Annotated in this window: 9 protein-coding genes; 4 read left to right on the forward strand and 5 right to left on the reverse strand. The window is 57.7% G+C overall.

Annotation, left to right across the window (positions count from 1 at the left end):
* Window positions 1-8 precede the first annotated feature (8 nt).
* Together PE058_RS07070 and PE058_RS07075 are read right to left on the reverse strand one after the other, a co-directional pair.
* The gene (locus tag PE058_RS07070; protein ID WP_271030220.1) at window positions 9-1391 is read right to left on the reverse strand and encodes a TolC family protein; all 1383 of its coding nucleotides are present in this window, start codon (window positions 1389-1391) and stop codon (window positions 9-11) included.
* Between the two features lie 77 nt (window positions 1392-1468).
* A complete protein-coding gene (locus PE058_RS07075) occupies window positions 1469-1900 on the reverse strand; it encodes a hypothetical protein (protein WP_271030221.1) in 432 nt (143 codons plus the stop codon).
* A gap of 137 nt (window positions 1901-2037) precedes the next feature.
* Here PE058_RS07075 and PE058_RS07080 point away from each other — a divergent pair, with 137 nt between their 5' ends.
* From PE058_RS07080 to PE058_RS07095, 4 genes are all read left to right on the forward strand, one after another.
* A complete protein-coding gene (locus PE058_RS07080) occupies window positions 2038-2304 on the forward strand; it encodes a metal-sensing transcriptional repressor (RefSeq protein WP_271030222.1) in 267 nt (88 codons plus the stop codon).
* 9 nt (window positions 2305-2313) lie between these two features.
* Complete coding sequence (locus tag PE058_RS07085; protein WP_020088077.1) at window positions 2314-3213, forward strand: cation diffusion facilitator family transporter; 900 nt, start codon at window positions 2314-2316, stop codon at window positions 3211-3213.
* Between the two features lie 68 nt (window positions 3214-3281).
* Window positions 3282-3920, forward strand: a complete 639-nt coding sequence (locus tag PE058_RS07090; protein WP_020088076.1) for a methyltransferase family protein — start codon at window positions 3282-3284, stop codon at window positions 3918-3920.
* 490 nt (window positions 3921-4410) lie between these two features.
* Window positions 4411-4650: a hypothetical protein gene (locus PE058_RS07095; protein ID WP_271030223.1), complete on the forward strand. Its 240-nt coding sequence runs from the start codon at window positions 4411-4413 to the stop codon at window positions 4648-4650.
* Window positions 4651-4736: 86 nt separating this feature from the next.
* On the opposite strand, the gene PE058_RS07100 is transcribed toward PE058_RS07095, so the two are convergent.
* The 3 genes from PE058_RS07100 to PE058_RS07110 form a co-directional block, all read right to left on the reverse strand.
* A complete protein-coding gene (locus tag PE058_RS07100) occupies window positions 4737-4997 on the reverse strand; it encodes a hypothetical protein (RefSeq protein ID WP_156827603.1) in 261 nt (86 codons plus the stop codon).
* Window positions 4998-5551: 554 nt separating this feature from the next.
* Complete coding sequence (locus PE058_RS07105) at window positions 5552-5998, reverse strand: hypothetical protein (RefSeq protein ID WP_156827602.1); 447 nt, start codon at window positions 5996-5998, stop codon at window positions 5552-5554.
* Between the two features lie 744 nt (window positions 5999-6742).
* A complete protein-coding gene (locus tag PE058_RS07110) occupies window positions 6743-11932 on the reverse strand; it encodes a DUF4011 domain-containing protein (RefSeq protein ID WP_271030224.1) in 5190 nt (1729 codons plus the stop codon).
* Between the last annotated feature and the right edge of the window lie 286 nt (window positions 11933-12218).

A 12218-nucleotide genomic window follows, 5' to 3' on the forward strand; every position in this document is an offset into this window, starting at 1 on the left:
CCTCAAGCTCACAATCCGTTCAGGTCGCGCCCGACAAGGGCTTCAACCCTGACCCGCGCCTTTTCGTAGTTAGCGCGCGCCGTGAGTACTTCGAGGCGGGACTCGAACACGGTGCGTTGAACATCGAGGACGCTCAGGATGTCGAATTTTCCTTCGTCAAAGCCGATCTTCGTCTTGTCGTAGGCTCGCTGCGCTCCAGGCAGCACGTCCTTCTCGAGTGCCTTCAATTCCGTCGCAGCCACATTGAGTTCGCCGAGTGCTTCGACGAGCGTTGCGTAAAGTTCATTACGCGTCGCCAACTGCTCGTTTTCCGCCTTGGCGATTCGGCGCTCCGCTGCGGCGATGTTGCCCTGATTGCGATCGAACAGGGGGATAGGCATCGAGACGGACGCCACCATCGCTGCGGCGTCGTTCTCCTGGAAAGTTCTGACGCCCGCGCTAACTGTGATATCGGGGATGGCTTTCGCATGCTCCAAGTCGAGCTGTGCGACGCGACGGTTGATCTCGTCTCCCCACCGCGCGAGGGTGGGATTGTTTTCTAGAAGGGTGATGAGCGCTTCCGGCGCTGGTGCCGTATATCCATTTCCGAGCCGCCCTATAACACTGCCGAATGCAATATCCGCTGAACCCCAGAGTGCGGAAAGCTTGCGCTTTGCTGCGTCCAGCCTCGCCCGTTCCCCCTTTTGAAGCGCCTCGGCGCGAGCTAGAGCAACTGCTGCGCGATCCAGCTCGATCGGGCTTGCCTTGCCGCCCCTCACGCGAGCGTCGACGCTCGTGCGTGTCTGTTTCGCAAGAGAAACAAACTCACCCAGGACCTTGATACGCTCCTGCGCAATCAGCACGTCGACGAAAGCCTGCGCAGCATCAGTTGCGACCTTCACGCGCAAGGTTTCGTGATCCCAGCCGGCAAGGGATGTATCCAGATGTGCGGCCTGAAGACGTTTCAACCGCTTGTCGCCAAGCTCGACCGTCTGGGCCAAGCTGACGGTTTCCTCGGCGGTTTCGAAACCACTCTTGTCCTTGCTGCCTCCGAAATTCTCGGCTTCCACAAGCAGCGAGGGATTAGGCCTGACCGCAGACTGCACCTCCTCGCCCCGACGTGCATCGATCTCGATAAAAGCCGCCCTTACCGAGGGGCTGAATAGAATGGCCCGCGTTACGGCATCGCGAAGTGTGATGGTGTCAGCATAGGCCGGTGCACCAGCCCCTCCGGGCACCGGCTGCTCGGGCGGAACAGCCGGGCGCAGCGGCAGGTCGCGATCCGATGCATAGGCTTCCGGCGCAGGTAGGCTGCCCATTTCAGGGTTCTGCGCAAGAGAGCTGCATCCAGCCAGCAACGAAGCCGTCAACGCCACGAGTAATCCAGATCTAAAGCCAGTATGGTCTGGCATGCATTCCCCCGAAAATAAGAGCTACGAGCGCAGCCGACCCCCGTCGACGCGCCTACAAGATTCTGGGGAAGGGAAACCTAGATAAGGAGGATGATGGTCCTCAGCGCATCGAGCTGCGCGTTGCGGCGCGCGCCAGCAATGCCCTGCGCCAAACGCGCAGATCCAGCATAAACTGCCGGCAAGGTGGGTACCCGCGGTAAGATCGCAGTGACGGGAAGATCGTCGTAGGAGAACCCGGCCTTGAACTGAGAAGATGGGCTTGGCTTCTGAGCCGCTGTCAAAAGCTGGCTATCGGTGCACTGCGAAGCAGACGCGACCACAGGGTGCCCGGGACTGGCGCAGTCATCATTCAGTTCGGCAGCGGCGTGGTGATCGCCACTGAGCACGAACTCGATAGCACGGTGACCGTCGGCACCAACACAAACGCGCAACGGCGTCCCGGCCAGCACGGATGCCGGCAGAAAAACCATCAGAGTAAAGATGGCTACAGCGCGTTGCCAAATGGTCATTTTCGAACGAATTACCCAGAGTTAGAGATGCAATCGTAAACGAGTCGTTGACCACCGACAATTGCAACGATGGCACAGCCAGGATATCAAAATTCGACACACTTGCCACAACCTATCCCCCAGGATAGGATTTGGACATGAGCGACACAACTTATATTTCAGTCGTCAAACGCCTGAAGCGCGCGGAAGGGCATCTGCGCTCCCTCATCAGCATGATCGAAGCTGGCAGCGAGTGCGTCGATGTCGCGCAGCAACTGCATGCCGTCGAGAACGCACTCGCAAATGCAAAGCGAGAGATGATCCACGACCACTTGAACCACTGCCTCGAGGAGGCACTTGCGAACGGCGCAATGTCTGCCGGCGAAGCGCTTCAGCAGGCGAGGTCTCTCACAAAGTATCTCTGAAAGGCGATCATGGGCGCGGGCCACGATCATCATACCGGCGACATGAATGCCACAGCGATCACAAAGGCGTTGGCTTTGACCGCGACCTTTATGGTCGCCGAAGTCGTGGGCGGGCTGCTCACCGGAAGCCTAGCGCTACTGTCCGATGCGGCACACATGATGACCGACACCGCCGGGCTTGCCATCGCCCTAGCAGCCATTCGAATAGGAGCTCGCCCGGCCGACAACCGGAGAACATTCGGCTACAAGAGATTCGAAATCCTGGCGGCGGCCTTTAACGCTTTGCTGCTGTTCGGAGTTGCGGCCTACATCCTTTACGAGGGCGTGCAGAGGTTCATCGAACCACCCGAGGTTCAGTCGCTACCAATGATGGCAATCGCGACGGGCGGTTTAGTCGTCAATCTTGTCGCCATGCGAATCCTCAATGCCGGACAGTCCGTTAGCCTGAACGTCAAGGGCGCGTATCTCGAGGTATGGAGCGACATGCTCGGCTCCATTGGCGTCATCGCGGCAGCGATCACCATTTGGCTGACGGGTTGGACCTGGGTTGATCCGATCGTGGCGATCGCCATCGGCCTTTGGGTACTCCCTCGAACGTGGGTACTGCTCAAGGAAACAACGAACATTCTGCTCGAAGGCGTACCGGAAGGTATCGATCTCGATAAGGTTGCCTTGGAACTGACGTCAGTCGCCGGGGTGAGAAATGTCCACGACCTGCATGTTTGGGCGCTGACGAACGGCATGCCGTCTCTAGCGGCCCATCTCGTACTTACTGATGGCGTGGATGCTGACGTGGTCCGCGGTGCTGCAGCAAACGTCCTGCACGACAGGTTCGAGATCCGTCATGTGACGCTGCAGACCGAGAGTAGCGACTGCCGGAACAGCCGGGATGACCACGGCCTGCATTGAACCTGCACACATTGCCGCCGCATTTTGAAGCGAGCAACCGATGGACCATTCATTCCGGGGGCGCTTGCATGTCACTCACCTTTTCTCAGACAGAACTCGATCTGAGCGCGGTCCAATGGCGGCGCAGGGTTGTGCTGGCCTTCTCCATCCTGATCGTGACCGTGCTCTTGCCCTTCGTCTGCGCGGTTTGGCTGCATACCAATCCATTGCTTTACGCACAGATCGAGCACGCAGGGATCTTCTTGATCTTCGTCGCGATCGCAGGCCGCACATGGAGCGCCCTGCACATTGGCGGCAACAAGAAGATCGTACTCGTCGAGACCGGCCCTTATTCGGTCGTGCGTAATCCCCTATACCTGTTCACCCTGATTGGTGCCGCAGGCATCGGAGCGCAGACAAGCTCGCTGGTGATGATGCTCCTCTGTGCGCTAACTGCCAGCGCTGTTCTTGCGGCGGTGGTTTTCAAAGAGGAGACGTTTCTGCGTGCGCGGTTCGGAGCAAAATATGACGCATACGCCCGCCGCGTTCCGAGATTCTTTCCGCGTTTCAGCGCCTATCAGGATGTTGAACACCTCACGATCCGGCCGAAAGTGGTGTATCGAACCTTCTTAGAGTCGAGCTATTTTCTCATTGCCATCCCGGCCGTCGATGCAATCGAGCTGGCTCGGGTTTATGGTTGGCTGCCGGAGTTTATTCATCTCCCTTAAGGGCTGCGCTGACGACTGAGCGGTGCCCTCATGAGGAGGAAAAACTGGAAGAGCCCACGCCCTTCCAGTTTTTTGCGTGCTGCAAGGCTGCTTAATGATGGCCATGGTGGTGATGGTGACGTCCGAACCCATGGTGATGATGATGTCCAAAACCGTAGAAACGAGGATAGTAGCCGTAGTCGGCGTAGGGATCGTAGTAGTAGCGCCGATAGTGTCTGTGCCGGACCTTGCGACAGCTAAGATGTCCATGCCTGTCATATCTACAACGCCGCGCCACTTGCTCGACATCGCTGACGGTCTGTCCGGATATGGCCGTTCCCAGTCCCGACATGCTTGCGGCATTAGCCGGGCCTTCGGCCATCACGCATGCGCCCGCTAGGGCTATTACAATCAAACTGCGATTTCCCAGCATGGTCATTCTCCTTGACGGTGAACCGACGTGTGTGTCGTCGGGCGGTATCCTGGCTAGCGATTTGAGCCAGCTTCAGTGATGATGATGACGGTGGTGATGGCGTATTCTGAAACCATACCAGTGGCGTCGATGGTGGCGGTGGCGCCAATGTCTGTGGTGATGATGTCGCCTCAAGTGTCGATGCCGAATTTGTATGACCTGCGCTTCGCCGGACTGGGCGCCTTGCCCCAGTGTTTTCCCGACTGCGCCAGTGGCAACGTTGGCCGAAGCCGGACTGAGGAGAGCAAGAAGTCCTGCACACAGGAGGCCGGCGATTGAGAATTTGCGCATTGTGACTGCTCCTTTCTTTCGCCCGTGGGCGAGAAGAGCCGCGCGACTTTTTCAACCGCGCGGCTCCGTCCTAACTACTTCTTGTCGTGACCGTGTTTGTCGTGATCACCGTCCTTATGGTCTTCGCCCCCGTGTGAGGACGCTTCGAACTTCGCGCCGTCAATTTTGGCGCATTCGTCCTTCGTGAGCTCCTTGTACCCCTGCTTCTCGCAAGCGGCGTCGCCGGCACAGACGTTGGCGCCAGAACAGTGGCCGTGATCATCACCGGCCAACGCCGGCAAGGACAGTGCGGCGAGACCGAGGGCTGCGACAGTGATGCGGATAGTCGATTTCATTTTCGTCTCCATGTGTACGTTGCTGTATCGGATGGCTTGATCAGTGACGCTTTCCACCATGACCATTGCCGTTCCCGTGTCCGTTACTGTTTCCGTGTCCCTTCTCGTGTTGCTTGTTGTGTCCTCCTCCGTGATTGCCTCCTCCGCACACCAGGCCGTCGTGGGTAAGGCGACAGCCTCCGCGCTTTGAATGTTTGCCGTGATGCTTTTTGGCGATCTCGTGCACGTCCCCGTAGCCACCGGCTAATGGAACGCGCGACGGTGCGCCCAAAGTCAGCGCTGAGGCCGTGGACGCTGCCAGCAGCAAGCTCGTTGCAATAAGTGAAGCGTGCAAAGCGATATGCATAAGTGGTCTCCATCGGTGAGCTTGCGCTCACCAGAGTGATTTCATGACAGGCCAACCTGTTCGAGAATTCGGTGACACACCCAGCCATGCCGCCCACTAGAAGGGGCAGCGATGAAGAGCACATCGTTCCAGATGTCTGACCAATCAGGCTTATTGGGACAGCAATCGGCTTCTCTCGATGAGAAGCAGCCCTAAAGGCACGAGGGCTCTAAATAAGAAGCACCACTGTGCGGCGCACTTCGATGCGAGGATCAACCTGCGTCTGATGACGGTTGAAAACGGCGAGACCATCTCCCGCAGATAATCCCGATCGCGAGAGAAACTGAACGCGAACTGGGATTGCCACCGCAAATGCCGGCAGCAACTTGAGGTCCGGCGCTGTCGGCGGCGCAGAAACCGTATCCATCAACGCTTTGTCAGTGCATTTTTCGCCGTCGGCAAAGGCGTCGACTTCCCCGGCGCAGCCAACAGGATCGTGAGCAGCCTGCTCGTGACTTTCGTGATTGCCGCTGTGCAATACGCCATCGATAACGAATTCAATCGCCTGATGGCCGGATGGCCCAATGCAATTGCGCAACGGCATCGCCGCCAGCGCCAACGACGGCACCATCACCAAAAGCAGGACAGAAGCTGCTAGTCTGCGAGCGCGGTTCATGTGAGTCGGATTGAAAGATTCCAGGTGCAATAGGCGGCCATGGCATCATGTCGTTTATTGGGCGTCGTGTCGATCTCGGAACTGAGGCATGGGCTCGATTGCTGTACCTCCGCGCGTAGGAAACCGTCAAACGCGCGTTTCGCTGCTTCGCGATCCAAGCCGACGAGAGAACGAACGAACAAACCGAGTCCTCCATTCTGTCGGGCTTGGTCCAGATCTCCTGGTTGAGCCCCGGCGGCCAGGCTAGCGACCAATGCAGTGCCACCAGTCGTCATGTTCCACGCTGCGAAATTTGCGCGGAAGTGAACCGCTCTGGATTGACGAGACCAAGAGCATGCGGCGAGTGAAGTCGGCCCGTGCATGCCAAAGACGCAACAGACCCATTCGGATGCGGCGATGGGGCCGGCGGGGTTCGATGTCGTTGCAGGCTCGCGCTTCTTGCCCTCAATCTGCAACTTGGTCCTGATTGACCAGACGTGGCTCGGTCGCAGTGGCGGCTTGGCGCCGACGAGTTTCCCTTGTTCCAGGGCACACAGGTGGACTTGAGCGGGGCTTCGGAAGTGCGAGTGTCTTCGTGTTCCATAATCTGTCTCCTTGTTTGAGAGACAGACCAGCATGCACCTAGGTCAGCCCAGCCTGCTGACTTCACGACTGGTTTCGGTCAACTTCTTCTATCCCATGGTTACCGCTCGTCGATTCTGATCCGACGCAGCCTTGGCCCAAGAGCTTTGGTCGGTTGGTTCACTAGTCCGTAGCGCGAACCGCCTCCAACCAAGCCAGCATTTTGCGCATTTCGCGGTCTTGGTTGGTAAACCAATCGGTGGACCAGACGCGGTAGAGCCGCCAGCCCAGATCTTCCAGAATCTCCTGCCGCAAACGATCGCGGTCTCGAACTGTTACACCAGAGTGATATGTGGCGCCGTCGCACTCGATTCCAGCAAGGAAGCCGTTCGGCCAACCTGGATGTCGGACGCCGATATCGATGCGAAAGCCATCGACCCCAACCTGTGGCACGGCTTCGTAGCCTGCTTGCCGAAGCTTGCCAGCCACGTGCACTTCGAAGTCGCTGTCCGGAGGTCGCCCTGTCTCGATGCCCGGTTCAATCCGGCCAACGGCCGCATATTCAAGGAAGCTCTTGAGAACGTGCACGCCGCGGTTGGCGCTCGGCGCCGCGACGATGTCTCCGGACCTCAACGAGGTCACAAGCACAATCTTCCGCTTGGCGCGTGTGAAAAGCACATTGAGGCGCCGATGCCCTGCCTCGCTGTTGATGGGGCCGAAGCGTTGGGCGACCTGTCCAGTCTCGCCTGGACCGAACACGGTCGAGATAAGGATGACGTCACGCTCATCGCCCTGCACGTTCTCCAGGTTTTTGACGAAAAGTGGCTCTAGTGTCTCCTGCCACCGTGCCCGGTAGTCGGCAACGCTCTTGTTCTCGTGAGCAAGCTTCTCGAGAACTTCTAGGACAAGCTCTCTCTGCTGGGTATTCGTAGTAACGAGACCGATGCTGAGCTCAGGGCTGCGCTCGATGAGTTCGCGCGCTCGATCGACCATAACGCGCGCTTCTTCGGAGTTTGTGCCCCCACCGAGATACTGGCCGCCAACATAAACGTGCTCAATGCCAAGACCGTCGGAGGAGTCGGTGGCGGACGGAAAGACGACTAAACGGTCATCGTAAAAGTGCCTGTTCGAAAACGCGATAAGGCTTTCGTGTCGCGATCTGTAGTGCCAGCGCAGCATTCGGGTTCGCCTTAACCGGGCTTCAGCGAGATCCAAGATCGAACTCTGTCCTGCGGCAGCCCCATCCTGGCCATCGGCTCCATCGGCGCTTGTTCCAAAAAAGTCGGTCGGCGGCAACTGCATCGGGTCACCGACGATGATCGTTTGATTGGCGCGTGCGAGTCCACCGACAGCATCAGCGGGCTTCATTTGCGAAGCTTCGTCGATGATGACGACGTCAAAGAAGCCATCTTGCCGTGGCAGATACTGGGCCGCCGTGAGCGGAGACATCATCCAGACGGGTTTAAGCGCGCGCAGTGCGTTTGGCGCCCGACGGATCACATCACGAAGTGGAATATGTCGCCTTCGCTTATTTGCCTCGTTTTCCAATAATGCGCGCTCTGACCACGTCGAGCGCGGGCCTTGATCGTTTCCGTACGGCGCTGTTTGCAGTGTCGCTTTTGCGACGATACGCTTGGCCTCGAGATTGAGGAGTTCCTTGTCCAGCGCTGCAAAACGCGCCCGTGCGTCGTCAAGAGTAGTTCCCGTCAAATCGGCAAGCTCACGCCCCTCAGTATCGAGTTGATGTCGGATGAGAGTTCGCACGAGGCAGAGTTCAAAAACATCTGCAAGGCGCTCTTCGGTCGCTTCAAGTGCATCGAACGCCTTGGCAATCGGCGCGATCGGGGTCGAGAGCGCTTCGTCGAAGGCATTTTTGTAGCGCATCCAATCGAGCAAGCTTTCCGTGCTCTGCACCGCACGTTGCAGTCGAGAGTGAACCTCTCCGAGCGAAACGGAATGGCTTTCGCCGGCGTTGCCCAAGAAGTCGACTTCGGACAATTGCGCCGTGGCGGCGAAGTGGTCCCACTTTTCCTGGAAGTCCGCCAAGATTGCAGCGAGCTGAGGGGCCGCATGTCTCGCAATCTCGCGATACCGATGAGGATTTGCACTCGCCTTTATCTCTCTCTCCACGGCATCCGGGAGACCTGCACTCTCAATTCCCTGTGCGCACGCCAGGGCTGCTCGCAGCACAGCCGGATCGTCAAGAATAGCGTCGTAGGTGGAGCCAAGAGCTTTCCGAAGATCTGCGCGGTCCCTGAGCTCCCTTTCGCGTCGCTTCCACTCCACGAGATCCTTGGCTTGTTTCCATTCGCCATCCGGCGACTTGTCCATCGAGAGGCTGGCTTCTTTGGTCAAAATGCATCGGCCGTTCTCGAGCGCGGACGCAATCGCTGCATGGCGCTGCCTAGCCCGATCCACCATATTGCCGAGCTCTTCTTCCGCAGGCTCGCATGCTGATAGCCGGCGCTCCAAGTCGGTAAGGTCATCGAAAGAAAAGCGAGCGCGCAGAAGGCGCAGGTTATTGGTGCTTTCCCCTAGGAGCTTCTGATAGGCAATTGATCGAAAAGGTGCGCTCGATCGCGCCATGGTCAAGGCGGCTGACCGGAGAAGATCTGCAGCTGCCCTATAGAGGTCGAAGTCGGAATGGTGGCCTTGAAAGTCTGGGCCAAGGACCTCTCTATTCTTCGGATCCTCGGCAAAGTCATTTGCCTCGGCAAGCAGACACGCAATCTCTCTTAGGTGCCCGGAGCGCGTGTGCGCGTTGGCTTTCGTCGGATTTCGGACCAGGCCACGCCACATAGTGTTCGCTTGCCGCGCTTCTGATGAGAACGCCGTTAAGACATTTGACGCGGCCAGGGTATCAGCGGCCTTATAGAGGGCCTCACTTGAGAATTCTCGCCGCGCTCGCGGGACATCGAACTGCTCATTGAGCGAAGTCTCGCGACTGGCGAGCATTATAGCCTTCCGGCCCGCCACCGCGATGAGTCGCTCGCTGCCATCGGCAAGCATGCCGACCGTTCGCGCATCGAGGACCTCATCGCGTTCCTCGACAAACAACTTGGCTGCCTTGACAAAAGAAAGTGCGTCGTTTGTGGACGCGGGCCAAGGTGTGCCAAGGAAGTCAACGAACCGTTTCAGGTCGTTTGCGGTGTGCTCGAGTGTTTGCAGTTCTTCTAGTGCATATATGGAAGCGGCTGTTAAGGCCGCTACACTCGCTTCTATACCGAGCCTTTGGCAGGAGCCAAGAAGCTCGTTAAGTGTCTTTGGCTCTAGGCTTGTGGGATCGACGAAAAGATCGCCAAGAACACCGGAGAGCTTGACGTGACGCTCGACGTAATCAGCAAGCGTGGTCAGGTAGTCTCCTGCCTGTAGGCAGAGCGACAAAAGTTGCGGATCTGCCGCGAGATCAGGAATCCGCGAAACTGCGTCGACCCAATCTCGCAAGCCCCTAACGTTGTCAGGAACATTAAAGCCCGCCCCTCTAAGTGTCGCGACGGCGTGGATGAGGCGCTGAATCTCATGGTCGGCAGCGCTTGCCGCATCCACGACGTGATTGGCGAGGAACCGGTTCGTCTCGCCAACGCCACGCCAGGGATGGCCGACAAGCTGCTGAGCGCCTGACAGGATAGCATTTCGTGCATTTGCAAGACTGTCGAGGGACGCGCGATGCCGATCGAGAGTGTGCGAATCTATGGCAAGCGCATGTGCGATCCCGACTTTCTCCAGGCCGGCTGGTAGCTGAGGATCAAGGTCGGGGGAATAGCGGTTTGAGAACCACATAAGCTGATGTAATGGTCGCGCAAGCTTACCAATCGGCTTACCCATCAGCGCGACATAACGCGCGAGCTTATCACGCAACGATCTGCGCTGCTCGAGTTTGCGCTCGACAGCTTCGGGCGCATACAGTGTCTGGAGGTTCAATCGCTCAGAGATTGAAGCCAAAATCTCAGATTTGCGGGTCCTGTCCGAGTGGACCTCAAAGAGGAACGGACCGAAGCCCCGATCCTTCAGTCTGCTCGATACGACATTGAGAGCGGCGCTCTTCTCGGCCAAAAATAAGATGCGCTTGTTAGCATCCAGGGCAGCCGCGATGATGTTGGCAATTGTCTGCGATTTACCGGTTCCGGGTGGGCCCTGAATGACGAAAGACTTCCCGGCTATCGCATCGATCACAGCTGAGTGCTGTGAGGAATCGGCTTCGAGCACAAGGCTCGGTACGGATAGTGGGAAACTAGGGTCATCGATTGGATAGTCGGCTCCAGTGGCGGATTCGAAGGTGTCAGTGAGGCCGCGCCCGCCGAGAAGCCGGCCTACCAGCTCATGTTTAGATAACACATCGCCTGCCCAGTCCTCTGTCGCGAGATCTTTATAGAGTGCGAGGCGTGAGAATGGGAACGTACCAATCGTTACGAATCGGCGGACGCGCCAGCGGCGCTTTGATGCGATCACCTCGGCCACTTGGGCGAGCCAGGGTTCGAGCAGCGCCGCTTCGTCCTGCGCTCCATCGCCAGGCTGATCTTGCTCGGTGGCCAGCAAGAAGGGTGGAAGCGTGAGCTGGTGCTTCTGCTTTAGAAATTCCTGAAGCGTGACGTTCAGCTGTGCTTCGTCGGGCTCAGCCGACATCGTATAGCCGATCTGGCCTCGGTCAGTACTACGGGTGAGCGTGAGCGGCGCGAGAATTAGCGGAGCGTAATGGGCTGTACTCGAGCTGTCGTCTTCATACCACTCGAGGAAGCCCAACGCAGCATTGAGGACGTTGATCCCCTTCTCCTGAATGTGATCTTGGTACGATTCATAAATCTTACGTACGCGCCGATCCAGATCGTCTGGAAGGAAGAGTGTTTGAATGAATTTGTCATGATGATCGTTGCGCGCAGCGCCGTCAGGATGGGGGAGCTCATAGTTGGGATCAATGCCATTGGCTGCGGCAAACACTGCAAGGTTGACCCGGTTAGTGCGTACGGAGATAGGCTCCTTGCCGAGGGAAACTCGAACAGTGTCCCTGAGTTTGCGTTCGAGCCAGAAATCTTGCTCTGGCTGAAGCCCGTCTTCTGTTAGCCTCTTGACCGCTTCGAGATAGGGTTCATCAGATTGGCGTGTTTCGTTTAAAGCAGACTTGAACTCCTCAGTCATTTCGTCTGGAGGAACATGAGTGATATGCGGTAGTGGCTTGAAACGCATGCCGCCGCTACTCAAGTGACGGAACATTTCCGCTGGCAGCTCGTCGACAGCGCGGATGTAGTCGCTTCCCCGATCAGAGTGCTTAAAGCTCAGGAGCTTGTTGCGCGTGGAAAAATCCAACAGCTCAGTTCTGAGCTTGGCAAGCTCTGCTCGAACAAACTCGACCGGATCGAAATCCTGCAATGTGGGCATGGCGCAATAGTCCCGCATGTGTTCGCACACCGATATGCGTACGACGGAGCTTTTTCTTGCATGAGTCGCTGGGGACTACGCGAATCTTGCCGTCAGCACGCCTCATGGTTGTGGAAAAATGGGCACCTTTTCCAGCCAAGCCGCCCAGAGCTTGGCGGTGTGCGGTTTAAGGCAATGAGGTCAATCGCTGTGGATGCGACGCTTGCTCCAATGTGTCCGCTTATTGAGGTGCTGTGCATTGCATTCAAGTGCCCATCTGTCGGGCGGCTGACGTCCGCAATCTCGG

It is taken from the genome of Hyphomicrobium sp. DMF-1, assembly GCF_027886585.1.
GTDB classification, from domain to species: Bacteria; Pseudomonadota; Alphaproteobacteria; order Rhizobiales; family Hyphomicrobiaceae; genus Hyphomicrobium_C; species Hyphomicrobium_C zavarzinii.